Annotated in this window: 23 protein-coding genes; 7 read left to right on the top strand and 16 right to left on the bottom strand. The window is 70.4% G+C overall.

Annotation, left to right across the window (positions count from 1 at the left end; genetic code table 11):
• Nucleotides 1-52: 52 nt before the first annotated feature.
• The gene (locus G3576_RS28480) at nucleotides 53-553 is read left to right on the top strand and encodes a class I SAM-dependent methyltransferase (protein WP_164697887.1); all 501 of its coding nucleotides are present in this window, start codon (nucleotides 53-55) and stop codon (nucleotides 551-553) included.
• Nucleotides 554-577: 24 nt separating this feature from the next.
• Nucleotides 578-1,384 carry a DNA phosphorothioation-associated putative methyltransferase gene (locus G3576_RS28475; RefSeq protein WP_164697886.1) on the top strand — a complete coding sequence of 269 codons (807 nt, stop codon included), beginning with the start codon at nucleotides 578-580 and terminating at the stop codon, nucleotides 1,382-1,384.
• A gap of 285 nt (nucleotides 1,385-1,669) precedes the next feature.
• Here the strand turns inward: G3576_RS28475 and G3576_RS28470 are convergent, their stop codons facing one another.
• The 4 genes from G3576_RS28470 to tnpA (G3576_RS28455) all read right to left on the bottom strand — a co-directional run bounded on the left by G3576_RS28470 (nucleotide 1,670) and on the right by tnpA (G3576_RS28455) (nucleotide 4,838).
• Nucleotides 1,670-2,143: a hypothetical protein gene (locus tag G3576_RS28470; RefSeq protein ID WP_164697885.1), complete on the bottom strand. Its 474-nt coding sequence runs from the start codon at nucleotides 2,141-2,143 to the stop codon at nucleotides 1,670-1,672.
• 292 nt (nucleotides 2,144-2,435) lie between these two features.
• Entirely contained in the window at nucleotides 2,436-3,974 is a 1,539-nt protein-coding gene (gene tnpC / locus G3576_RS28465) for an IS66 family transposase (RefSeq protein ID WP_235952513.1), read from the bottom strand.
• A gap of 94 nt (nucleotides 3,975-4,068) precedes the next feature.
• Nucleotides 4,069-4,398, bottom strand: a complete 330-nt coding sequence (tnpB, locus tag G3576_RS28460; RefSeq protein ID WP_456237358.1) for an IS66 family insertion sequence element accessory protein TnpB — start codon at nucleotides 4,396-4,398, stop codon at nucleotides 4,069-4,071.
• A gap of 20 nt (nucleotides 4,399-4,418) precedes the next feature.
• Nucleotides 4,419-4,838 (bottom strand): IS66-like element accessory protein TnpA, encoded by a 420-nt coding sequence (tnpA, locus tag G3576_RS28455; RefSeq protein WP_164697883.1) that lies wholly within the window; start codon nucleotides 4,836-4,838, stop codon nucleotides 4,419-4,421.
• Nucleotides 4,839-5,043: 205 nt separating this feature from the next.
• On the opposite strand from tnpA (G3576_RS28455), the gene G3576_RS28450 reads away from it, so the two are divergent.
• From G3576_RS28450 to tnpC (G3576_RS28430), 5 genes are all read left to right on the top strand, one after another.
• Complete coding sequence (locus G3576_RS28450) at nucleotides 5,044-5,721, top strand: class I SAM-dependent methyltransferase (protein WP_164697882.1); 678 nt, start codon at nucleotides 5,044-5,046, stop codon at nucleotides 5,719-5,721.
• A gap of 871 nt (nucleotides 5,722-6,592) precedes the next feature.
• Nucleotides 6,593-7,549 carry a replication protein RepA gene (locus tag G3576_RS28445; RefSeq protein ID WP_164697881.1) on the top strand — a complete coding sequence of 319 codons (957 nt, stop codon included), beginning with the start codon at nucleotides 6,593-6,595 and terminating at the stop codon, nucleotides 7,547-7,549.
• Nucleotides 7,550-7,772: 223 nt separating this feature from the next.
• Nucleotides 7,773-8,192, top strand: a complete 420-nt coding sequence (gene tnpA / locus G3576_RS28440) for an IS66-like element accessory protein TnpA (RefSeq protein ID WP_164697880.1) — start codon at nucleotides 7,773-7,775, stop codon at nucleotides 8,190-8,192.
• A gap of 20 nt (nucleotides 8,193-8,212) precedes the next feature.
• Entirely contained in the window at nucleotides 8,213-8,542 is a 330-nt protein-coding gene (gene tnpB / locus G3576_RS28435) for an IS66 family insertion sequence element accessory protein TnpB (protein WP_456237357.1), read from the top strand.
• A 94-nt stretch (nucleotides 8,543-8,636) separates the two neighbouring features.
• A complete protein-coding gene (gene tnpC, locus G3576_RS28430; RefSeq protein WP_164697916.1) occupies nucleotides 8,637-10,175 on the top strand; it encodes an IS66 family transposase in 1,539 nt (512 codons plus the stop codon).
• A gap of 124 nt (nucleotides 10,176-10,299) precedes the next feature.
• Here tnpC (G3576_RS28430) and G3576_RS28425 read toward each other — a convergent pair whose 3' ends face one another.
• The 12 genes from G3576_RS28425 to G3576_RS28370 form a co-directional block, all read right to left on the bottom strand.
• The gene (locus tag G3576_RS28425; RefSeq protein ID WP_164697878.1) at nucleotides 10,300-11,052 is read right to left on the bottom strand and encodes a hypothetical protein; all 753 of its coding nucleotides are present in this window, start codon (nucleotides 11,050-11,052) and stop codon (nucleotides 10,300-10,302) included.
• A complete protein-coding gene (locus tag G3576_RS28420) occupies nucleotides 11,049-11,741 on the bottom strand; it encodes a ParA family protein (RefSeq protein WP_164697877.1) in 693 nt (230 codons plus the stop codon). The genes G3576_RS28425 and G3576_RS28420 overlap by 4 nt, the downstream gene beginning before the upstream one ends.
• Nucleotides 11,742-12,099: 358 nt before the next feature.
• Complete coding sequence (locus G3576_RS28415) at nucleotides 12,100-12,696, bottom strand: hypothetical protein (protein ID WP_164697876.1); 597 nt, start codon at nucleotides 12,694-12,696, stop codon at nucleotides 12,100-12,102.
• A complete protein-coding gene (locus tag G3576_RS28410; protein WP_164697875.1) occupies nucleotides 12,693-13,403 on the bottom strand; it encodes an ATP-binding protein in 711 nt (236 codons plus the stop codon). Before G3576_RS28410 ends, G3576_RS28415 begins: the two co-directional genes overlap by 4 nt.
• A gap of 908 nt (nucleotides 13,404-14,311) precedes the next feature.
• Entirely contained in the window at nucleotides 14,312-14,518 is a 207-nt protein-coding gene (locus G3576_RS28405) for a hypothetical protein (protein WP_164697874.1), read from the bottom strand.
• Between the two features lie 2 nt (nucleotides 14,519-14,520).
• Complete coding sequence (gene mobF, locus G3576_RS28400; RefSeq protein WP_328730028.1) at nucleotides 14,521-18,702, bottom strand: MobF family relaxase; 4,182 nt, start codon at nucleotides 18,700-18,702, stop codon at nucleotides 14,521-14,523.
• A gap of 19 nt (nucleotides 18,703-18,721) precedes the next feature.
• The gene (locus G3576_RS28395; RefSeq protein ID WP_164697872.1) at nucleotides 18,722-19,087 is read right to left on the bottom strand and encodes a hypothetical protein; all 366 of its coding nucleotides are present in this window, start codon (nucleotides 19,085-19,087) and stop codon (nucleotides 18,722-18,724) included.
• Entirely contained in the window at nucleotides 19,084-20,853 is a 1,770-nt protein-coding gene (locus G3576_RS28390) for a type IV secretory system conjugative DNA transfer family protein (protein WP_164697871.1), read from the bottom strand. Before G3576_RS28390 ends, G3576_RS28395 begins: the two co-directional genes overlap by 4 nt.
• A gap of 5 nt (nucleotides 20,854-20,858) precedes the next feature.
• The gene (locus G3576_RS28385; protein ID WP_235952510.1) at nucleotides 20,859-21,818 is read right to left on the bottom strand and encodes an ATPase, T2SS/T4P/T4SS family; all 960 of its coding nucleotides are present in this window, start codon (nucleotides 21,816-21,818) and stop codon (nucleotides 20,859-20,861) included.
• Between the two features lie 89 nt (nucleotides 21,819-21,907).
• Nucleotides 21,908-22,870, bottom strand: coding sequence for a TrbI/VirB10 family protein (locus tag G3576_RS28380; protein ID WP_164697869.1), 963 nt, complete (start codon nucleotides 22,868-22,870; stop codon nucleotides 21,908-21,910).
• A gap of 116 nt (nucleotides 22,871-22,986) precedes the next feature.
• Nucleotides 22,987-23,946, bottom strand: coding sequence for a TrbG/VirB9 family P-type conjugative transfer protein (locus G3576_RS28375; protein ID WP_164697868.1), 960 nt, complete (start codon nucleotides 23,944-23,946; stop codon nucleotides 22,987-22,989).
• The gene (locus tag G3576_RS28370) at nucleotides 23,946-24,110 is read right to left on the bottom strand and encodes a hypothetical protein (protein ID WP_164697867.1); all 165 of its coding nucleotides are present in this window, start codon (nucleotides 24,108-24,110) and stop codon (nucleotides 23,946-23,948) included. The genes G3576_RS28375 and G3576_RS28370 overlap by 1 nt, the downstream gene beginning before the upstream one ends.
• Nucleotides 24,111-24,166 lie beyond the last annotated feature (56 nt).

Here is a 24,166-nt window from a genome sequence, read left to right as displayed (position 1 = left end):
TCTGGTGAGGCCATAGGTGGACCGGGGTCAGGTCGCTGATGGAGGGTTCGTCTTGAGGCTGCTGCCGCCGGATCAGGCCATTGATCGGGTCGCTCCGAGCGATGGTCGGCATGCGGCAACGATGCGCCTCGTCGAAGGAGGCAAGCGGGTGGGGCAAAGCGTGTACCTTCACGTTTCGCTGCTCGCGTTGCAGGCGCAGACGGTCCGAGAGCTGGTGGCGGGGGCAGTGGCGTTTGCGGGTCCCGCCTCTACCGGCTTTACCGTGGTGCGCTTCAATCTCCAGAGGCCGGAAGTTGCGCTTCTCGACTATCCCAATTTCTTCGAGGAGCCGTTCCCAACGCTGCGAACCTCGTGGTTCGTCGATCTTCCTTCGAAGAGCGCGAGGGAGATCGACTTCTCCACGCGTGAGAACCCGCCCATCCTGCATCGTAAGGAGCTGCTGCTTCCGGCGAGCCATCCCGAGCGCGTCCGGTTTGCTCGCCTCACTGCGGCACTCGAAGACTATGGCGCCTTCGCTCAGCCGTCACACCTCATTGGACAGCGGGACTACTGAAGCCGCGCCCTCGCTGCGCTCGGGTTGTCCGTCGACGGCCATGAAGTGCGCCTGGTGCAGCGAGGTATTGACCGGCCGCCAACCGCAGCGGCCTTGTCCGGCTCGGTGGCCGTCGAGAGACATCGAACTGCGATCTCGCGCAGTGGTTTGTCAGCCCCGATGCAGGCGCTCGCGCGCTGGGGCTTCCTGGACGGAGCGCCGACCGTTTTGGACTACGGCTGCGGCCGCGGTGACGACGTCCGGGCACTCGCAGCGGCGGGCCTTCGCGCGGTCGGATGGGATCCCCACTTCGCGCCGGACGCCCCTCGCGAGCCATCCGAGGTGGTCAACCTCGGCTTTGTCCTAAACGTCATCGATGACCTTGAGGAGCGGAACGCGACCCTTCGCGCTGCCTTCGGGCTCGCCAAGTGTGTGTTGTCAGTCGCCGTTATGACAGTCAGGAAGGGTAGCGGCAGCGACCACGCCGACGGCCTCCTCACAACGCGCGGCACCTTCCAAAAGTACTTCGGCCAGACAGAGCTGCGCGCCTACGTGGCCGAGGTGCTCGGACGCGAACCCGTGACGGTCGGGCCGGGGCTCGTCTTCGTCTTCCGCTCCGACGAAGAGGAGCAGTCGTTCCTCGCGCGCCGGCAGCGCCGCGCCACACTGGCGGCCAATGACCGCTTCGAGATGCCCCTGCCGCCGGCCTCGGCGAGGGCTGGCCGGTCCTCGGCCTACGCGCGGCACCAGGACCTCTTGGACGCCTTCTGGTCGGCGGCTCTGGAGCTCGGGCGCCTGCCGGAAGCGGACGAGTTCGGGCGTGCGGACGAGCTCAGCGCGGGCCTCGGGTAAGCGTGCACTGGCGGCTACGGCGTCGATCAGGCTGTGTCGGGCTGTAGGTTCCAGGGTGCGAATTCGCCGAGGGTCGTCCGCGCCAACGGCGTCATGGTGTCGCGGCGGATCGCCGACGTACGCGGCGTCGAGCCAGCGCGAAGGGCCAGCCGATATGCCATCAGCGAGCGCAGCGTTGCGGGTCAGAGGGTTGCGTGGCGGGGAGGGCGTCTGGACACGCCCTGAAAACGGCGCCGCTGCGGCGAGAGGCCAGTGGGGGCGTGCGTCGCACGCCCCCGAGGTAGGTCAGTCCAGTCCGAAGAACTCGCGGAGAGACTTGTGGGTGGCCGCAGTCACCCCGTAGTGCCCACAGCCGGCGGCCTGATTCTCCGCGGTGGACCAGTCATCCCAGCCCAAGAGGAAGGCGTGCCGGTTTTTCGTGATCGTCCGCGTCCTCTTGGTCACTCGGCCCTGGAAGTGCCGGTAGTTGGCGATTCCAGCGGCGTTGAGCTTGCTGGCCCTGATGATCGGCCCTTCCTCGGCGAACACCCTGAGCCCCGCGACCGTCTCCGCGTGGCACCCTTCCGCGAACTCTCGCACTTGCGGCAGGGTGAGATCCACGACGTCCACCCAGTCGAACCCTGGAGGCTGATTTGGTATGATTTGCACTCCGCCCGGCGTGGTCGGGACGATGAACTGTAGCGGCGTGCCGCCGAACAGATCCTGTAGTGTTGCGGGCTTCTTTTGGCTAAGTTCCGCCATGTCAAAGACGATCCACACGTCTTCGATCCTTCCTTGTTAGGGTTGTGCGAGGCCGTCAGTTGCAGCTGGCGGCCTCAAACCTTATGCGCGCTGTTTTTGGGATGGGTCAAGCGGATTTTGGGTCATCCCAAGAAGAAATTGGGGGGCTGACCTTCGGGCGTGGCGGTGGTGTCCGGCCCGATCCTTGCCCCTCAGCAGCCGTAGCGGCGTCCCTCGAACTCGATCGACAGCGACTCCCACTGCGCCACCGTCAGCTTGGGGATGGGATAAGCGTGCAATACCGACTACGGCGTCGGCGGCTTGACGGTGGTCAGGCTGTGTCGGGCCGCAGGTTCCAGGGTGCGAGTTCGCCGATGCGGTTGATCGGGTGATCGGCGATGCGGTCCAGGAGCACGCGCAGGTAGGCCTGCGGATCCCAGCCATTCAGCTCCGCGGTGCCGACCAGGGTGTAGATGATCGCCGCGCGCCTGCCGCCCTCGATCGACCCGGCGAACAGGTAGTTCTTCCGGCCCAGCGCGAGCGGGCGCATCCGCCGCTCGGCGGCGTTGTTGTGCAGGCAGGCGCGGCCGTCGCGGAGCACCGTCGTCAGCGCACCCCACTGCGCCAGCGTGTAGCGGATGGCCTTCGCCAGGTCCGACTTGCCGGAGATCCGGCGCAGCGTTGCCTCGAGCCAGGCGTGCAGGTCGGCCATCACCGGCGCCGAGCGGGCGAGGCGGGCGGCGAGGCGCGCCTCCGGTGGCTGGCCGTGTATCTCAGACTCGATGGCGAACAGCGGCTGCATGCGCCCGATCGCCTCGCGCGCGATCAGGCTGCCATTGGCCAGCAGTTCATCGTGGAAGTAGCGCCGCGCATGCGTCCAGCACGCCGCCTCGACCACGCGGCCGCTTTCGTAGAGCGCGTTGAACCCAGCGTAGGCGTCGGCCTGCAGGATGCCCGCGAAGTCGTGCAGGCGCCGCTGCGGGTGCTCGCCCTTCCGGTCCGGCGTGAACTCGTAGAACACCGCGGGCGGATCGCGCCCGCCGAATGGTCGGTCGTCGCGGAGATAGGCCCAGAACCGCGCCGCCTGTGTCCTGCCGCGGCCGGGCGAGAGCATCGGCATCGGCGTGTCGTCCGCGTGCACCCGCGGCCCGGCCAGGGCGTGGCGGCCGATGTACGCGGCCATGGGCTCGGCTAGCGTCGCCGACTTGCCGACCCAGCCCGCGAGCAGCCCCCTTGGCAGATCCAGGCCATCGCGGGCGTAGATCTCCGACTGCCTGTAGAGCGGGAGATGGTCGCAGTATTTCGAGACCAACACATGGGCGAGCAGCCCGGCCCCCGGCCTGCCGCGCTCGATCGGCAGCGATGGCATCGGCGCCTGCGTCATCGCCTCGCAGGTCCGGCAGGAGAACGCAGGCCGGATATGGCGCACCACCTCGAACCGGCCGGGGCGATACTCCAGGATCTCGGTGATGTCCTCGCCCACCTTGCGCAGCGCGCCGCCGCAGGCGCGGCAGGTGCAACCTTCGGCGGGCAGGTGCTCGACATCCCGCCGCGGCAGGCTGTCCGGCAGCGGCTTGCGGCCGCGGCGCCGCGTCTTATCCTCCGGCGCCTTGGCGCTGGCCGCCTCGTCCTCGGTGTCGTCCGCGCCACCCGACGCGGCGATACCGGCCAGCACCTCGTCGAGCCGCAGTTCGAGCTGTTCGACCTCGCCCGTCAGCCGCTCCGACGATCGCCCGAACCGCTCGTGCCGGAGGCGCGCGATCTGCACCCGCAGCCGCTCCGCCTCCAGCGTCTTGGCCTGCAGGCCGAGTTCCGCAGCACGGCGCGCGGCGCGCTCCTCGGTTAGCTCTCCGCGCAGCGCCGCGATCATCGCCACCAGCGCGGCGGGATCCTCGGGCAATGCGCTGTCGGCGTGCGGCGTCACGCCGGAATCGTCACAGACGCCGCCGCGTCGGCGCAAGAGGCTACACCGCGATCTCGGGCTTCCAGCTCGGCGTCGGCGTGCGCCAGTCCAGCCCCTCCAGCAGCATCGCCAACTGCGCCGTCGTCAGCGTCACCACGCCCTCGCGCGCGATCGTCGGCCAGATGAACCGACCCTTCTCGAGCCGCTTGGCCAGCAGCACCAGGCCCTGGCCATCCCACCACAGCGCCTTCAGGAGATCGCCGCGCCTGCCGCGGAACAGGAACAGATGGCCGGAGAAAGGATCGGCCCTCAGCACCGTCTGCACCTGCGCGGCCAGCCCGTCGAAGCCCTTGCGCATGTCCGTCGCGCCAAGCGCGAGGTGTACGCGCATCCCAGCATGCAGCGCCAGCATCAGCCGTCCAGCGCCGCCGCCAGCCGTCCCAGCACCTCCGGCGCGATCGCTTCCGAGACGCGCAGCACGCGCCCGTTCCGCAGCACCAGTTCGATCGTCGCGCCGGACCGCGCAGGTCGTTCAGGACGTGACGAGGCGGGAGCCTTCGGCTGCGGCGGCGGATCCTCGACGACGCGAACCGGCACCAGAGTGGGCGGGACCTCCGGCTCCGTCCGGACCAGGCCCGGCATCGTTCCTTCGCGAGCCTGTCGCCGCCACTCGAAGAGAAGGCTCCGGCTCACGCCACGGCGGTCGGCGACGCCCGCCACCGAAGAGCCGGGGCGCATCGCCTCCTCAACCAGCGCCAGCTTCTGCTCCGTCGTCCAGCGGCGTCGCCGCTGCACCACGCTGATCACCTGGCCACGCTGACCGTCCGGCAACGCCCATACCCCTACGCGTAAGGGCGACAACCGACATCCGCGCCGCCCACCAGCCGCGTAGGTCAGCCGACCAGCATCACGTGCCGCATGGCAGTCGAGGGAGGACGCTTACGGCCTCGGTTCGCCTCGCCGGGCCTTTGCCGCCCTCCCGCATCCGGAGAAACAGTTTGAGCTGGCGCGTGCGGCGGAGCGCCGCTCCGAGGACATGCTCGTCTACCTCGCGCTCAACCTCTTCGAGCGGAGGGCTTCGGTGGGGTCGCTCCCCCTTGCCGTCCAGCGCGACATCCGCGCCTTTTTCGGGAGCCACAAGGCCGCGCTCGAGCGGGCGGAGGCGGCACTGCTCGCCGTGGGCGACCAGGCGCTGACGGCAGCGGCGGCCACCGCCGGCGCAGCGAGGGGCGACGGGATCCTCGACCACAGCGACGGCGACTACACGTTCCACGTGGCTCTCTCGGAGGCGCAGCCCGTGCCGCTGCGGATCCTCCTCGGCTGCGCGGAGCGGCTGGAGCCGCTTCCGGCAGACGCCGACCTCGTGAAGGTTCACGGCTCCGGGAATCGCGTGAGCTACCTCGCATTCGACGGCTTCGAGGAGCGGGCGCTGCCCACGCTCGCGCGCCGCACCGTGGTCGACCTCCGCCGGCGACGCGTGTCGGAGGTCCCGGTGGACACTGCGGACGGACGGCGGGTCCTGCTCGGTAAAGCAAGCCTGATGCCGACCGACATGGGCGGGCGGGAACGGCAGGAGCGGTTCGACGACGGCCTCCGGGCCCGCGGCGTGTTCGCGCAGCCTGGGCTCGGCCCCGGCCTGCGCCTACTCACGCGCCGCCTCGTCGAGGCAGGCATCGTGGCGGGCCGGAGCGGGGCCGCGGGGAAGCGGTGCTGACGGCCGGCGATCTCGACCGGCAGTGCGGGCGGCACGTGCGATTCCGCGACCTGATCGAAGCCGGCGAGACTTGGCGCCGAGTGCGGGTACCGAACCTCCCAGAGCAGCCCAGCACCGTGGCCGCGCTTCAGCAGCTGGCCGGCGAGGTGCTTGATCCGGTTGTCAACAAGTTTGGGCCGATCGAGATAACCTATGGCTTCGCCTCGCGGGAACTTACTCGGCACGTGCCGAATCGAATCGCCCCCTCCCTTGACCAGCATGCTGGGCACGAAATTCGGGCCGATGGGCAGCCAATCTGCCGGAGGCTGGGCCAAGCGGCCGACTTCAGGGTCCCGGGGGTTTGTTCAGGGGTTGTCGCCGCCTGGATCGTCGCCAAGCTCCCTTTCGACAGGCTCTACTTCTATGGGCCGGACCGGCCCATCCACGTCAGCATCGGGCCGGAGGAGACGCGTGGTGTGATTAGCATGCTTTCCGGTCCAAGCGGCCGACGCATCCCCCGCATACGTGCGTCAAGCTGGTTGAGCGATCGATATGGGTCCCTCTGAACCCAGCCCAGCGACCGCGGCAAGCGACTGGACTCTTGCGGGAAACTCATGCGAGTCGTTCGCCGCTCTGGTGTCGCTGGTAGCCGAATTCCCCAGGTCTACTGCCGTAGCGAACCTGATCTTTGTCGGGAGAAAACTGGACTTTATCAGGAAGTGCCGGTGGCAGGTTTTTCCTTATAAGAGAATGGCTTAGGTGATTATCCCCTGGACTCTATCCGCCCTCTACAAGAGTCTCTACAAATAATTCTGGCAAGGCCCGGCAGAGTCCAGCATGACGAATCTTGGCTGTCTTGGCACATTGGCGGCCATTCCGATGGGTAACCGCCATGGGTGAAGTCCACAGGCTATTGAAGGAAGCGGGCCGTGAGGCAGCGCTTCGATCTGATTTCGATCGCCGGGTGGTAGAAGCGGCAGCCGCCTACCTCGCCAGCGAAGACGTGGAAATCGGCTTTCTTTACTCAGGGTGGTCCCAGGCCGCCCTTCCCCACAAACGTCTTCCAGACGACGCTCCGTGGCAGGTCACCACAGAACGCGTCACGCTCATCGTTCAGCCCGGGCTCCGCGCCGTACCGGGCGGCGAGCCGGTTAGCGTAGGCGTCCCCTACGGCAGTCGCGCTCGCCTCATCCTGCTTTACCTCCAGTCCGAGGCGCTCCGCACGAACAGCCGCGAGATCGAGCTCGGGAAGAGCCTGCACGCTTGGCTTCGCCGCCTCGGGATCCCAATCGGCGGCAAGTCCATGAAGGATGTGCGCGATCAAGCAGAGCGATTGAGCCGCTGCAGGATGACCTTCACCATCAAGCAGGGCAACCGCACCGGCCTCGTAAACCAAAACATCTTGGACACCTCGATGTTTGTCGAAGACGATAGCGCTCAGGGAAGCCTCTTCATCGAGACGGCGACGCTGTCGGAAATGTTCTTTCAGCAGCTGAAGAAGCACCCTGTACCGATCGAAGAATCCGCAGTCCGCCAGATTGCCAACAACAGCATGGCGCTCGACGTCTACTGCTGGCTTGCCTACCGGCTGCACGCGCTGACGGAGCCCACGCCGATCGGCTGGCGCGCATTGCATCAGCAGTTCGGCCGCGGCGTGAAGCGGCTCGACCACTTCAAGGACCAGTTCAAGGACACGCTTAACTTGGCGACCGCCGTCTACCCCGACGCCGATGTCGGTGTGCACGAGCGCGGCATCACACTACGCCCGTCTCGCCCGCCGGTGGCACCAAGCACGCCTCGGGTTGTGGCCCTCAACGGTCGTGGGCCACGGCGCGCCGCCAGCGGCTGAGCCCGCCAGAGTCCAGGCCCGGAAGGAAGGCCCCGGAAAAGTCCAGGCGAGCGTTACCCGGCATAGTCCAGCGCCCTCCCAATCTTCAGGGGCCCTAGCAAGTCCCGCAGTGTAAGCGTCTTCCCTCGACTGCCTTGCGGCGTGTGGTGCTGGTCGGCTGACCTGCGCGGCTGCTGGGTGGTGCGGAAGTCCGTTGCCGCCCTTACGCGCAGGGGTATGGGCGTTGCCGGACGGTCAGCGGGGTGAGGTGATCAGCGTGGTGCAGCGGCGGCGCCGCTGGACGACGGAGCAGAAGCTGGCGTTGGTCGAGGAGGCGATGCGTCCGGGGTCGTCGGTGGCGGGCGTCGCCGACCGCCGTGGCGTGAGCCGGAGCCTTCTCTTCGAGTGGCGGCGACAGGCTCGCGAAGGAACGATGCCGGGCCTGGTCCGGACGGAGCCGGAGGTCCCGCCCACTCTGGTGCCGGTTCGCGTCGTCGAGGATCCGCCGCCGCAGCCGAAGGCTCCCGCCTCGTCACGTCCTGAACGACCTGCGCGGTCCGGCGCGACGATCGAACTGGTGCTGCGGAACGGCCGTGTGCTGCGTGTGTGTGAAGCGATCGCGCCGGAGGTGCTGGGTCGGCTGGCGGCGGCGCTGGACGGCTGATGCTGGCGCTGCATGCTGGGATGCGCGTTCACCTCGCGCTCGGCGCAACGGACATGCGCAAGGGCTTCGACGGGCTGGCGGCGCAGGTGCAGACGGTGCTTCAGGCGGATCCGTTCTCCGGCCACCTGTTCCTGTTCCGCGGCAAGCGGGGCGACCTGCTGAAGGCGCTGTGGTGGGACGGCCAGGGCCTGGTGCTGCTGGCGAAGCGGCTGGAGAAGGGCCGGTTCATCTGGCCTACGATCGCGCGCGAGGGCGTGGTGACGCTGACGACGGCGCAGCTGGCGATGCTGCTGGAGGGGCTGGACTGGCGCACGCCGATGCCGAGCTGGAGACCCGAGATCGCAGTGTAGGCCCTTGCGCCGACGCGGCGGCGTCTGAGACGATTCCGACGTGACGCCGCACGCCGACAGCGCACTGCCCGAAGACCCCGCCGCGCTGGCGGCGATGATCGCGGCGCTGCGCGGGGAGTTGGCCGAGGAGCGCACGGCCCGCCGCATCGCGGAACTCGGCCTGCAGGCCAAGACGCTGGAGGCGGAGCGGCTGCGGATGCAGATCGCGCGGCTACGGCACGAGCGGTTCGGCCGATCGTCGGAGCGCCTGGCGGGCGAGGTCGAGCAGCTGGAACTGCGGCTCGACGAGGTGCTGGCCGACATCGCTGCTGCGGGCGGTGCCAACGACACGGAGGACGAGACCGCCAGCGCCCCGGCGCCTGAGGAGAAGGCGCGACGCCGCGGCCGCAAGCCGCTGCCGGACAGCCTGCCGCGGCGCGATGTCGAGCACCTGCCTGCCGAGGACTGCGCCTGCCGCGCCTGCGGCGGCATGCTCCGCAAGGTTGGCGAGGACATCACCGAGATCCTGGAGTATCGCCCCGGCCGGTTCGAGGTCGTGCGCCACGTCCGCCCCGCGTTCTCCTGCCGGACCTGCGAGGCGATGACGCAGGCGCCGATGCCGTCGTTGCCGATCGAGCGCGGCAGGCCGGGCCCGGGGCTGCTCGCCCATGTGCTGGTCTCGAAGTACTGCGACCACATCCCGCTCTACCGGCAGTCGGAGATCTATGCCCGCGACGGTCTGGACCTGCCGCGTGGCCTGCTCGCGGGCTGGGTTGGCAGGTCTGCCGCGCTGACCGAGCCGATGGCCGCCTACATCGGCCGCCACGCCCTGGCCGGGCCGCGGGTGCATGCCGACGACACGCCGATGCCGATGCTCTCCCCTGGGCGCGGCAGGACGCAGGCGGCGCGGGTCTGGGCCTATCTCCGCGATGATCGACCATTCGGCGGGACCGACCCGCCCGCGGTGTTCTACGAGTTCACGCCGGACCGGAAGGGCGAGCACCCGCAGCGGCGCCTGCGCGACTTCCAGGGCATCTTGCAGGCCGACGCCTACTCGGGGTTCAACGCCCTCTACGAGAGCGGCCGCGTGATCGAGGCGGCCTGCTGGACGCATGCGCGGCGCTACTTCCACGACGAACTGCTGGCCAACGGCAGCCCGATCGCGCGCGAGGCGATCGAGCGCATGCAGCCGCTGTTCGCCATCGAGGCGGAGATCCACGGCCAGCCGCCGGAGGCGCGCCTAGCCGCCCGCCAGGCCCGCTCGGCGCCGATCATGGCCGACCTGCACGCCTGGCTGGAGGCGACGCTGCGGCGGATCTCCGGCAAGTCGGACCTGGCCAAGGCGATCCGCTACGCCCTGGCGCAGTGGGGCGCGCTGACGACGGTGCTCCGCGACGGCCGCGCCTGCCTGCACAACAACGCCGCCGAGCGGCGCATGCGACCCCTGGCACTGGGACGGAAGAACTACCTGTTCGCCGGGTCGCTCGAGGGCGGCCGACGCGCCGCCATCATCTACACCCTGGTCGGCACCGCGGAGCTGAATGGCTGGGATCCGCAGGCCTATCTCCGCGTGCTGCTCGACCGCATCGCCGACCACCCCATCAACCGCATCGGCGAACTCGCACCCTGGAACCTACAGGCCGACGCCGTCTAAACCGCGCCAAGCCAGCGATGCCGCAGTCGTCGGCGGACGCTTACCCCGCAGTGGTCCCTCCCGCCAGAGTCCAGGGGCGTTCAGGGCGAAGCGGGTCCCCTGCCCTCCCCTTTCCTAAACCTCCCTACGCAATCGCCTCGGCCTCGCCGTCGATAACCGGCGACATAAGATCGTCAATCTGAGCTATCCGGCGCTCCACCACCGCCAGCTCCTCGACCAGACGGGCCCGCCTCTCACCAAGCCTGGCGCGCTCCTCCCGCAGCCGAGCTCGATCGAGGCGCCCAGGCGGCAACGGCTCGAGCCCATCGGCCGGCACCTCCCGGCGCAGCTGCATGATTTCGCGCCGCGTCACGTCTGAGCGGATCAGTCCCCTCTCCCGGGCAACACGGAGCTGGGGTTCGGAGAGCAGCGTGATCTGGTAGGCGGTGCCGTAGCTCCCCGGGCACGCCTCGACCGGTATGCGGCCGCCATCGACTGCCCGGGCTATCTGCCGGAGCTGGGTTGCCGTCGCGTCGGAGAAGGGAAACAGGCGCTCTGTACCGTGGCGCAGGCGCGCGAACTCCGCCTTCGTCAGATCGCCTTCGAGCGCGAGCAGTGCACGGCCGATGGCCAGGAACGAATCGCGAGCGTCGCCCCACTCCTTCTGGATCTCGCTCCGGGCGCGGAGGATGCGCCGGACCTTCTCCTGGTCCTCCGGAAGGCTCGTACCGGCGAAGACCTCGCGGATCGCCTGGAGCGCGGCGGGGTCCTCGATGCTGAGCGAGCGGAGCTCCTTGGCACGGGGATCTGCGGCCACGCCCTCGCCAAGGGGATCCTCCTCTGCCGCGAGGAAGGCCTTCAGCGCTGCCTTCGAGCGCTTACCTGACGCAGCACTCACAGCCCGATCTCCCGGCGAACGTAGGCCCAGATCTCCTCGAAGGGTTCGATCCCGCGCGACTTGGAGTAGTCGAGCAGCGTGAGCCCCTTCGTGGACGGCACGTGGATATCTTCCAGCTGTGGCAGTTCCGTCGGGCAAACGGAACCGGCCTTCACCAGGACGCCCCGCATTCGCGCGTAGCTCGTTGTGCGGCGGTTGGCGCGGTTAAGGACAACTGATGTGGCGAAACCCTTTGCGGCGAGCGCCTTCACCCAGGGAGCGACTGATTCAACGTCATCCTGCGTGCACACTGCCGGAACTAGAATCAGGTCGGCAGCTTCGCCGAGACCGTCGATCGCCGGCAGGTGGTCCTCCACGCTCGGCGGTGTGTCAAGAATGGCAAGGCTGTAGCCCTCGGTCCGGCGGAGCGCTCCGCGCCAGTGGGTCAGCGACACCGGCTCTACGACCGTCTCGGCGAAGTCTGGGAATGCCTCGCGCGTGCGCGCGCGCCGCGCCGCCCACTTCGAAAATGTCTGCTGCCGGTCGAAGTCGAGCCCAATGGCCTTAATGCCTGCCTGAGCAGCGCTCACGAGGATATGCCGGCTGAGTACGGACTTTCCCGATCCGCCCTTAGGGCTGCTAATCAGCAAGATGCGGCACTGCGCACCTTTCACCTCAACGGCGCGCTGGCGCGCGGCGGCCTGCGGCATTCCCTAATTCCCCCAATCCCCAAAGGGCCATACCTTTCTGTGCACCGCCGTGTCTACAGCGACGCAGCGACAAGGGGCAGAAAGTTCAAATTAGACATGTCTAACCGGCTTGGCCGTCAAGGGCGGTGCGGGATGACCGATCTCAGCCAGAAGCAGGCAGCGGCAGCAAGCGCAAACATGGTGCCCTGCCCCCACGCTCCGCCTGTTCCTTCGGTGGCATGTGCGAAGGCGCCAAGGGCAGCTACGGTCGTAGCACTTCCCATAAGCCATAGACTCAGGCGCGCCACGGGTGCAGCCAGCATATACGCCGGTAGAAGAGATGCGCGGATGAAACGCCGCACCGGCCTCCCCTCCCTGTTCACGGCCTGGGTTGCGTAGGAACCGGACTACCCGGTTCGAGGTAGAGGGTGATTGTTCCTGCCCGCCAGCCGGTCCGCTCGTCGCGGAAGGCTTGGCTGCGGGCAAGCGCGGGCCGAGGGTCAGGGTTTGCCTGGAGGATCGGCACCCAGGCTGCGGCAGCCGCCAATGATGTCCGGATTTGATGCTCGGCGATGGCGACCTCACCAGGCAGGCTGGTGCGGCCGGCCCACCAGCCTGCGACCCCGCCCAGCATCGCAGCACCAAGGAGCGCCGCACCGGCGAGGATCGCCGTCCGCCGCGCTATCACCGGCCCAGCGGTGGCGGCTCCCCGGCGGGCAGCTTCCTCGACCCGCCGGAGGAGCTCGGCCTCCACCTTGGGCGACAGTGGTTGGCGTACCGTCTCCGAAGCCGCCTCGACGCGACGAACGGCAGCCGGGAATACGACGAGGCTGGACGATAGGGCAGCCAGTACGAAGCGCAGCGGGTCGCGGCGAAGGCCCCCTGTGTCAATGGCCTCGGCCAGTTCGGACCGCGCGACAGCCACTGCCTGCTCGAGCTCCCCCGGCACTGTCGAGGTGATGTCCTGGCCGCTCACGGCAGCCAGGAATCAACGGGTGCGAATGCGCGCTCCATGCGATCCATCCAGGCGCGTACGCCTGCACGGTCGAGCGGCCCAAGCCCGCCCTCACCATCCCGGGCGGCCCCAAACCCGAGCCGCTTGCGCTCGACTTCCAGCGCCAGTTCTGGCGGATCGAGACGCGGCATCTCAACCATGATGGCCCCACGCGAGACGGCAGCGCGGAAGACGGAATGGCGCTGAATGGCAGCAAAAGCCTCGCCTGGGTCGAGGCCGGCGTCTACTCGGGCCGTGTTCAGGATCAGGACCGTTGAACGCGGCCGAAAGCCAGACGCTTCGAAGGTCGCTAGCGAACTGAGGTCGTCCACTCGTGGCCCAAGGAAGTAGGAAGCAACCGGCGCAATTCCGGCTTCCTCCATGGTTTGGGCCAGCGCCGGGAGATCGGCGATCAGACGGGCGAGCGAGGTGTCCCCGCCGCCCATATCGGCTATCGCCGGGAGGCGCTCGCGCATCAGGTGTTCGACGAGGGCGCGCAACCATCCGGGTGTTAGGCTGGGGTCCGCTGAAGCAGGCTGTTCGACACCTTCGAAGAAGTCGGTGAGCGTGCGGTTCAGCGGATCGAGAGCCGCAAGGAGGGCCGAGCGCTTCGCCGCGAGCATCCGTTCGGCTGCCCAGCGCGCGAAGGTAGTCTTGCCGCTGTAGTTCGGGCCGATCAGCAGCCACACGGGCGGGTTACCGCCCAGATCCGCTACCCGTGAGCGAGCCGTGGGTCCGTCCGTCGCCGCCAACGTTCGCATCGGAGGCAGGCCGACCCGGACCTCAACCTCATCCGCGCTTTCTCGGCCTCTCCGAAACAGCGATCGAACACTTGCCTTCTCAGGGGCTGAAAGGATCTCCGCGACGTCTGCGGTGACGGGCGTCTCAGGCATCGATGGCTTGCCCATTGGCTTCACTCCTCAAGATCGTCGCTGGGGGGGTGTCCACGTTTTCGGACGGATACCGGTGCCGAACCGATGCGTTGAACGCGGCCCGGGCATCGGGCTGGGATCTGGCGGGAGCGGGCTTGGACCCGCTGCGGGAGGCACTGCGCGCGAGACGGAAGCGACGTCGCCGCCTGACCCTTTGGCGTCAGGCATACGCCGGCTCGTGGCTGCCTTGTCCTTCCGGACGCGCCACCAGGTCTGCCGCACCGTCTCGGCCCCCGGCACTTCGCCCCAACCGTCGAGAACGGACGTGTCGCCAGCCTGGGCCAGGGCTGCCATGGCATCGGCCACCGACCGCCAATTTGGCCGCCGAGGTGGGCTCAACTCCACCGATAGAGCGTCGAAGCGCGCCCATAGCCACTCGTAGAGGGGACTGTGGCCGCCGCCGCCCCGTGCCCCGGACTGCCGACGGGCGGCCGCGAGGACATCGTTCAGCCCGGCATCGGCGTCCATCTCATGGCGCCTCTTACGCCTCCGATCCGTCGAGGGTTCGTCGGGCTTCTGTCGGGGGACCGTCTGGACTTTGTCGGGGGCACGCTGCGGGAATGGGTTTTTACAGACCAAGTCACCCCTCAGCGGGGTGCCCGCGCCTTCCGGCGCGGGTTCTCGCATGCCGCCGGGCCGCACTGCCGGGCCATCATCCGGCGCCATCAGCCGGAGAGCGCCTGGCGCTGCCGCGCCGCTCGCTTGCGCTCCTCGCCTTCGTCGCCGCCCTTGCCGGCGGAGGCGCGTTCGGTTTCTACCTCACCGCGCCCCTGGCGGGCAGCCTTGCCCGCCTCCGCTACGCGGCCCCAGTAGGCGCCCTCGCGCTCGCGGACCTTCGTCCGCGCCTGTTTCACTTCGCGTTCCTCGGCCATCTTCAGGCTCCCATCCTCGGGCCTTGCCGTGCGCCGGCCCGTTCCCGCATGCGCGCCGGCACGGACGGCGCCTCCGACGACCGAGGCGCTTCGGCCTGACCGTCCTTGTCCCGCTGCAGCGCCGCGCGCAGCGCATCGCGCGCCGCTGCCAAGCCGCGCCGGGAGGCGAAGTCGTTCCAATCGGTGCCGCGGTCGGCCGGCGCGAAGTCGGGTACCGCTAAGCGCCCGCCGACGGCGGCAGCGGCGGCCCGTGCGCGCTCGATGCCGACGTTGGGCAGCGGGTCCGCCCGGCGGGGAAGGTGATGGTCGTTGTCGGCCGCGATGAGCAGCGGTCGCGCCGGATCGCGCGCCCTGACCGCCGTGGCGACCGCTGTGAGGTTTGACGCGTCCAGCGCCACGACGGCCTGAAGGCCCGTGGCGGCGTGCACTGTCGCTGCGGTGGCGAAGCCCTCGGCAATCCAGAGCGGACGCTGCGGCCCAGCGTCCTGGCCAATGGTGAAGAAGGTCCCGACCTTCCGAGCGCCGGGGAGGAGCAGCTTCTCGCCACGCGCGCCTATCGTCTGCAGGTTCCACAGACGTCCTTCGCCGTCCCGGAGCGGCACGACGAGCCGGCCGCTCAGGTCTTGGACCAGGCCGTGCGAGGCGACCGCCTTCCGCGCCAGATAGGGGTGCGACGGGTCTGCCGGTCGGCAGCCCTCGAGCAGCCAGGCCGCGACTGCGGCGCCGGCCTCTTCCCGTCTTGCCCGTTCCGCGGCTTGGCCTGCGCGGCGCGCCTCGGCCGCCGCAGCGAGGCGAGCCGCATCCTCCGCGCCCAACGCGACCATCTCGCCGGAGGCGATCCACTTCGCTTTGGCGCCCGTCTTGTAGTTCCAGAGCAGGGCGTTCGGGACGCCCTCGTCGTAGAAAGCCATGTAGGCGCCCGACATGCGTCGCCCTTGGTTGCCGTCGACCGGCACGTAGTGCCGCTGGCCGTCCATTGCCGGCGGGCAGCTCGGGCGGAGACCTGCGCGGCGCATCGCCTCCATGAGCTGCGCCTGGGCCTCTGCCTCCGAGATCTTCACGCGCCGGAAGGCCGGCCGAGGCGAAGCGGCCGAGGAGGGGGCAGCGGCCTCTATGCTCCGGCGCGCAACCGTCTCGATGCGGGCCGCGACGGCGACGAGGCCGCGGGCGGCCCCGCCCATCGCCGCAGCGAGCCGCGGCAGCGCCCGGTTTGCCTGCGCTCGCTCCAGAGCGCGGCGGAGGGTCGTCGCCGGCGCACCGGCCGCCTCGCGGGCCTCGGTCCCGCGCAGAGCGCCCTGGAACGCCCGCGCCCCCTCCTTCGCCTCCGCGACCGTGGCCCGGAGCAGACCGAGCGCGGTCTCCCGCACCGGCTGCCGGGCCAGGTTCCGCGCGACGTTCTCCCACGCCTCGGCTGCCGTGTCGGCCGGGGGCGGTGCGTTCATCGGCCGTCTTTCCGCGGCGTCGCGCAGTTCCGCGCCGGCGGATCCGACGAGCCAGGACGTCACGCGGTGCCGGCTCTCCGCCACGTAAGCCTTGAAGCCTGTGACGGCGCGCGAGCCGCTGGGCAGGGCGTTGACGTGCTCGTCCGAGGTGAGGCCCTGGCTGCTGTCGATGGTGAGGCAGTCGCCGTAGGCGAGCCGCACCCTGCCGGAGCCCTCGTCGCGGAGCTTCTCCCAGGCGACGAAGCCTTCCTTCCCGGCGGCGGTTCGCAGCATGAGCCCGTGCGCGGGCCGGACCTCCGCCACCTCCAACACCGAGCCGTTGTCTCCAATCGCCGCCGACTTCCCGCGCCCGCCAGGACCGGCGAAGACACCGCGCGTCCGGGCAAAGAGCCGTACCCGGTCGCCCGCCGCCAGTTGCAGCGTGTAGGCGTTGCCGGCGCCGTCGGTCGCGCGCACCGCCAACCGGTCGGGGCCGACTTCGCCACGGGCCTGCCGGCGCGAGCGGATGGCCCGCCCGATCGCCAGCGCATCGGCATTGGTCGGCGCCGAGACGGTCACCGTGTAGCCAGGACCGCCCGCGTCGCGGCGGGTAAGGACGAGGTCGGCCGTGCGCTCGACAACCTCCCGGTAGCCACCCGGCACCAGCTCCGCCGTGCCGTCCTCGCGCTTCATGCCGAGCGCCCGGGTTACGTTCGCCGCGTGCGCCTCAGCGCTCTCGTCGCCAGTGCCGCGAAAGAGGCCGGCGATCTCGCGCTCCCGCTCGCCGCGCTGCCGGACGGTCGTCAGCACTTCCGGGACCGCCTTCGGCCCGAGCCCCTCGCGCAGCAGATCAATCACGGGCCCGGCCTCGATGCTCTGGCACTGGCGCTCGTCGCCGACCGCGACAACCTTGAAGCCGTGCCGCGCCTGGAAGCGCAGCAGGTCGAGCAGCTGCCGTGTGCCGACCTGGCCGAGTTCGTCCACCACCACCACTGCGTTGCGGCCCGGGGTAACCGAGCCATTCGCGAGCCCGTCGAGAAGGGGCTGCAGCGCGCGGAGGCGCCCGCGCCCGATACCCGCTTCCTCCAGCGCGCCGGCCTGCCGCCAGGCGAGCGCCGCGCCCCAGACCTCGCGCCCTTCCGACGTCCAGGCATCCACCAAAGGCCGCAGGAGGGTCGTCTTCCCTACACCGGCTGCACCGACGGCGACGGCGAGCCTCCCGCCCTCGCCAAGAGCGCGAGCCGCGGCCTCCTGCTCATCGGAAAGGGCGATGCCGCGGCGCTGTGCCACCTCGGCCAGCTTCCCCGACGACAGCGCGCCTCGGCGATCGGCGCCAGCGGCGCGCGCGAGGCGCACCAGCTCCTCCTCCTGGTCGCGGTGCAGCGCCGTGGTGACGCGGGCGCGCCCATCCTCCGGCCCGCCTCCTCGCCAGATGAGCGACGTCCTCCGGCCGTCCTGCTGGACGCCGTCGCGCGCCATTGCCCGCGTCACTGCCAGCACGTCGTCGGCCGAGGCGGCCCCGGTAGAGATCAGTCCTCGTGCCGCCGCGGCTCGGACGTCGCCAGAGACCAGTACGGCCCGCTTTTCCAGGTCACGGCCGAGGAGCTCGCCGGCCACCTCGCGCGCCGCGGCGACGCGTTCGGCATCCGGCAGGGCAGGGGAGGGCGGTCCCGCCCGGACGGCGGACCGGTGCGACCAACCGAGCGTCTCGGCCTGGGCACGCCACGCGTCCGCGTCGGCCAGGTCATCGCCCTTGCCCTGCCGGCTTGCCTTCGCGCCGCCCTTTAGGAAGGCGACACGCGCCTCCTCCGGCATGGCATCCCAGTCCCGTCCGCCGCGAGCAGCGTGCTCGCGCGCCGCCGACTGCGCGTCGCGCGTGCGCTGGCTGAACTCCTCGCAGACCGCCTCGGGAATGCAGGGAAGGCGGGCGGCGAGGGTGCGGTTGTCCAACTCGACCTCGACGCCGATGGCCCGCAGCCGACGCGCAAGCATCGCTTGGTAAACGGCGCCGAACTCGTGGATCCGGTCCCGCATGAGGTCCCGGTTGACGGACAGGACGCGCCCCGACGTGGTCACCAGCAGGTTCGGCACGACGCAGTGCGAGTGCAGTTGCGGGTCGCCAGCGCGGGGCAGGGTGTAGAGCTCCGTGGCGACGACGCCGGTCGCCGGGTCCGGCCGCGTCACCTCTACCGTCGGCCGCGCAGTGAAGTGGTCCACGGTGATCCAGGCGAGCTTGCCGCGCTCACCGTCGCGGGCCACGCCGATCTCCCGCTCGATATAGGCCAGCGCCTCATCTCGGGCATCGCGGTGCGCCTGGAGAATGCTGTTCCGCTCGGCGTCATTTTCGGCGAAAGCCCAGGCCACGCTGACCGACTTCGGTGCGGAGAAGCAGAGGTCGACGCCGGCGATCCGGTGCCGCTCGGCACCGCCATCCTCGGCCTCGTAGCGGCGGATGCCGCGTTGATGACCCTCCATCTCCTCGCCGGTCGCCGAGCGCCCTCCCAGAATGTTCTCTATACGTTCCTTTGAGAGCGTCTCGCCAGGAGTTATCCCCAGGACTCTGGCGGAGACCGGATCGATGTCTTCCCGTGCGATCGGGATCGAGCCGAGCCCTTCGGCGAGGGCCTCATCCGGGCTGCCGGCGCGGGCGTAGTAGGCGGCCATGCGCTGCTCGGTCTCGTCCACGGTCCGCTCAAGCAGGTGGAGAGCGTAGGCATTGGCGGCAGAGGGCGCCCCTGCGACGAAGGTGCGGTAAGTCAGCACGGAAAGGGCTCACAGGGGTTCACCGCGCGGGTTCCCGCGACATGGCCTGACGGGCACCCCGCGCCGCCGCCTCCTCGACTGCCTCCGGCAGGTCGGAAAGCGCCTGCGTGGTGCGCGCCTGGGCATCCGTCATGGCGGTCAGAGCGACTTCGACCTGGCGCAGTGCCTCGGCTAGTTCCGAGCCGCCCGCGTCCTCCCCGGCGGCGGCCTCAAGGATGCGCTGCAGCATCTCGCGGTGCGTGCCAAGGATCGGGACGATACCTGCGACGGTGGCGACCACGCTGCGCAGCGCGTCCTCGATCCCGTCCAGCCGGCTCGCGGCCTCCGCCTGGCCGGTGAGCAGCGCATCCAGCTTACGGGACAGCAGATCCGTCGCGTCGTTCATGGCGCGCCCCCTGCGACGGCCGGCGCGAAGCGGTTCTCGGCAACGAGCGCACGCAGCGCGGGACGGCGGAAGTAGACTGCCGCAGCGCAGCGCAGGGGCCGCCCGGCGGGGACGAGGACGATGCGTTCGTCGCGCGCGATCTCCTGCAGCACCTCGAAGGGCTTCGCCAGTTCCCGGCCGATTTCGTGCTCGTTGAGGTTCGACCCGCGCGAGCGTGAGCCGAGCTCGAGACCGCGCGCGCTTGTGCCGCTGTTGGAGCCTCTGCTGACGGCGACCGCACCGAAGGTGCCGAGCGCGGCCGAGAGATCCTTCGCCGTGGCGAGCGACTGCACGCCGCCGTAGGCGCGCCAGGACACGCCGTCGAACCAGGATTCCCGGCCTGGCCGGCCCCAAACCTCCTCCACCTGCCCCTCGGACTGGTAGAAGAGTTGCAGCGTGATCCGGTACTTCCGGCCCTGGTCGCGTGCGACCTGGAGCGCGGCGAGCGGCCCGAGCAGCACTGCCTCGTCGATCGCGAAGAGCACGCGCCCGTCGACCACGCCGTCGGCGGCCATCACCGCGTCGAGCAGCGAGCCGACCACGACGCGCGCCACCGCCGGCGTTTCCTTCAGCGCGTCGAGCGGCACCTGGAGGAAGACCGAGAGGTCGCCGCGGGCCAGGTCACGCGCGTCGAAGGCGTCGCCGCTCACCATCTCGGCGTAGGCGTCGGCCGACAGCCAGGCTGTGTCGCCGGTTGCGTTGAAGTAGGCGCCGGAGAAGGTTTCCGGCACCAGGTTCATCAGTGTGCCGGCCACGTCGCGGGCCATCGGGCTGTTGCTAGTGGCGTGGATGCCGGCGAGCACGTCGCGCAACTCGGGCTCCGGCAGGGCGACGCCGCGGCGCAGGCGTCGGAGTGTCTTCTCCTCCGGCGGCACGGTGTCGTCCCACATCATGTGGGCCAGCAGCGCGGTGACGATGTCCCGACCCGCCGCCTTCCAGCGCTGTGCGTTGTCGTCGGCGCGAGAGGGGAGGGGCCCCACGACCCGCTGCGCGACCGCGCGGACCTTCATCTCGGCCAGCGGCTCGGCCGTGTCGATCGCCGCCAGCACGTTGAAGCCGGACCCGTCCCCGACCCGCAGCTGCACGACCTGCTGCCCCCTGTCGGATAGGGCACCTTCCAGCATCGGCCCAAGCTCGGCCGACGGGTCCATCACGACGCGCGACTTCCGCCAAGTCAGCAGCGTGGCGACGAGAGACGTCGTCTTGAACGCGCCGGAGCCGGCGAGGACGATCGAGTGCGTTGGCCCCTCCCGGCAGGGATCCACCAGCAGGGCTGCCGCCCCCGGTGCCTCGCCGAGGTCGAGCCGCGCGGCCTCGCCCACCACGACGCCGCCGACGTCGGCGTCCGGCCCCGGGAAGCGCTCGCGGGCCTCCGCCATGTCCATCCAGCGCGCCGCGCCATGGTTCGCGGTCGCGCCGCGGCGCGGCTTCCGCGCCAGGCCAAACGCTTGGCGCAGCCGCGTCCGGCCAAGCCATCCGGCCCGCGCTAGGATCGCGGGGGCGAGAAGGCCGGCTGCGGCGCCACTCCAAAGCCTGCTGCCGAGCGCCTGCCGGAGATGGTCGTCCAGCGCATAGGACCACCAGGCCCAGGTCCAGCCCAGGCCGGCGGCGAAGTGCGGGTGCTCCCAGAGGCCAGCCAGGACGAGCGTGGTGGCGCTGGCGATCGCGGTCCATCCGGCTGCGGCGAGGGCGAGGGCGGACGTGCCGGCGAGGAGGAGCCCCTTCATGGCGGTCAGTCCTGCGCCAGGAGGTCGGCGGCGGTGTCGCCGCGGCGGGCCGCGTCGTCCTTGAACCAGACCTCGCCGATGCGGAATGCGCCTGCTTCGGTTCGCAGTGGGATGATCACGTCCACTGCGTCGGCGATCATCCGGGCGAGGCGCGCATCATCCATGGCGCCGCCGCCGGGCGTACCCTTGCAGAGCGCGAACATCCGGCGGAACGCCTCCGCCGGGTTGCGACCGTGGATCGTGGTTGGGCTGCCGGGATGCCCGGTCATGATGCCGTTGAGGTAGACCCAGGCCGCTTCGCCGGTCCGGACTTCCTGCAGGGGGATCCGGTCGGGGCGCATCCGGAGCGCCGCGACCATCAGGTCCTCGGCTGTCGCCGAGCCCGCGCCGCCGTGGCTGTAGAGCAGGCGGACGTTGTTGGGCTGCGGCACGACCAACTCGGCGGCGTCCTCAACAGTGACGATCCGCTCGCCTTCCGGAACCTCGCGCAGGAGGGACTTAAACAACGTCGTCTTGCCGCCGCCGGTGGCGGCGCACATCCAGACGTTCAGCCGCGCCCGCATCGCCTCGGCGAGGAAGCCGGCCGCGTCGCCTTCATCGAAGGCGGCAAGCACCCGGCCCGACGCGGCGGCCCGCCTGTCGTGCCGACGATCCCAGAGGTTCCAGCCCTCCGTCCGGTAGCGCTTGGAGATGTCTTCCAGCGGCGCGGCGCCGTCGCCCGGTCGCCGCCAGGTCAGGCTGACGGTGCCGCTGGGCACGGCAGGCGGCAGGCAGGCCTGGAGCCGCAGCAGAGCGCCGCCCGGGCCAGGGGCCTCCGTCGCCAGCAGTGGCGCGAACCAGCCGACGTCCTGACCGCGCAGCGCCGCCGAGAGGATCGCAACGCCTTCGAGCGTTGGGAAATCGAGTTCGGGAAGGGCATGACGCTCCCAGGCGCCGCGTCGGCGGACCCAGGCTTCGCCCGGCATGTTCACCGCTACGTCCTCCGTCTCCGGGTCCTCAAAGAAGGGCGCCAGCGGGGCCGCGGCGTGTGCCAGCAGGGGGAGGGCAGAGCTCGTCATTGGCCCGTGGCCCGCAGGCGGTAGACGTCACTGAAGTCGAGGTCGCGGGCCACGAAGACCGCCTCGGCCTCGCCCTGCGGCGCGGTGCCCCAGGGCGGAATGTTCACCGTGGCGTCGAGCACCCGCGCGGCCGCACCGCGGCCGCCGGCCTGGAGCTGGAAGAAGTTCAGGCGCGGCCCGCTGCCGTCGCCCCCGGCGACAGCGTTCGAGGCCGCGATCGCCGCGGCCTGGAGTCCGGCATCGATGAAGGACAGCATCACCGCGCCGCCGAAGCGCGCCCAGAAATTCGTATGCACGTCGACCGCGATGCCGTTCTGGCCGAGGGCATCGGTGCCCGGGCTCGCCAGCTCGACGATGACGTGGTCCGGCGTCTCCGCCCGGGTCCAAAGCACGAAGGCGCGGTTGGTGCCGTGCTCGAGGGACCGCTGGATCTGGCCGACCATGCGCGTCCCGGCGCCGAGCAGGACGACGCGACCGGAGGTCCCGTAGACGTCGACAGGCACCGTGCAGGCGACGAAGCCCGGAAGCTGCGTGTTCACCGGCGTGTTCCGCGTGCAGGGCACGACCGCCCCCATGGTGATGGTGAGGTCCGGATCGCGAAGGCGACGGGCGCGCGTTGGCGGCGTTCGGGTGGCCTGAAGTCGGGTGGCAAGCGCGTCCTCGGCGACGTCCGCGCGCTGGGGATCCGCGCCGCCCGCGGTGCTGCGCCCGTCCGCGACGTCCCGTGCCGCTTCCCAGGCCATGATCGGCGCGGCGCGGGCGGGCTGCGCGGCTGCACGCGACGGGTAGGGGCGGGGCGGTTGCTGCGGTGCGGGTAGGGACGCCTGCATCGACGCGGGCATCACAGGGAGGGACGGCGGGTCCGGTGGCGGGAGGACCACGCTGCGCAGCGCCCCGGCCGGCCCGGCCGAGCCGCCGATGTCCTCGGGCTGGGCACGAGGCGCGTCGCTGCCGCCCATCCAGTAGAGCACCACGAGCAGGCCGGCGACGCCGGCGACCAGCCCAAGCTTGCTTCCAGCCGAAAGGGGCGCCCGTGCGCCCCCGACTGGGGCGGGCGGCGGGGCCGCTGATCCGCTCATGATCGGCGTTCCGGCGGCTGGACGGCCTCACGCACGACGCTTGGCGTGACGGTGCCGGTCCGGTCGTCGCGCCCGGGCATCCCGAGGCCGAGGTTCAGGATGCAGAGCGCCCGGCCGGCATCGCGCAGCGTGAGCCGCGGCGCTCGGGCATGGACCGTGACCCAGCCCCCCGACCCAGGCGTCACGCCCACCGCGCCGTCGCGGCCATCCGGCAGTGACGCCTCGACGGCTGGGATGCGCTGGCCTGGCGCGAAGCGGAGATGTGTTTGCCGGCCGTCGTCGCAGACCTCCTGCGGCGCCAAAGCGGCGTCGCCGCGGCCGGCGAAGCGATGATGCACCCCGGCTGCGGCGCTGCACGGTGCCGAGCTGGCCTGCGCGAGGCGCTCGCGCGCGGCGCGCTCCTGGCGCGCCGCCGCCATTGTCTCCCACCGTGCCCGGCGGTCGCCTTCCTCGGCGGCGACGTTGCGCAGCCTGACGCTGTAGAAGCCGGCACCGGTGCCGACCGTCTCCAGCTGGAAGCGGTAGCGGGTCGGGCGGCCGCCATCGCGCTCGGTGAGCACGAAGAAGGGCTGGGGCATCAGGTCCGCATGCGGCTTCAGGACGACCGTGCTGCCGCGCACCGCGACCGAGAGATTCCCGTCCACCGTCGGTCGGTCCTCGGCTGGCCCGGGACCCTCGGCCACGACGCGAACCGAGCCGGCACGGCTCCCGCGCATCAGCATTTCGTCGCTGACCGGCACCCCGACGACGCGCTCGCCGTCCGGCAATTCGATGAGCAGGGCCGCGCCGCGCTCGGCGCGCAGCAGCACCACCTTGTCCGTGGTCACGTTGGCGCAGCGGACGCGCGGGTCGGCCCCGACGTTGGCGGAGCAAGGCGCCGGCTCCTCCAGCGCCAGGGCCGGTGCGGCGGCGGCGCAGAGGATCGCGGCAAGCGTGGCGACGCGGGAGCGCGGCATCAGCGCATGCTCCCCTCATCGGTCCAGGAGTATTCGACCACCTGGAGCCCGAGCGGGTTGTAGGTCACGCGCTGCCAAGCCGGGATCTCCGGCGCCAGTCGGAAGCGGATGCTGGCCTGCCTCTGAGTGATGACCTCGCGCTGGCCCTTGTAAGTCTCGTTCATCGGCGTCGGCCTGTCATAAGCTGGCTGGCGCGGTGGCGGAGGGGATGCCGATCTGC

The organism is Falsiroseomonas algicola, from assembly GCF_011040385.1.
GTDB lineage: Bacteria > Pseudomonadota > Alphaproteobacteria > Acetobacterales > Acetobacteraceae > Falsiroseomonas > Falsiroseomonas algicola.
This window is presented reverse-complemented; position numbering and strand designations above follow the sequence as displayed.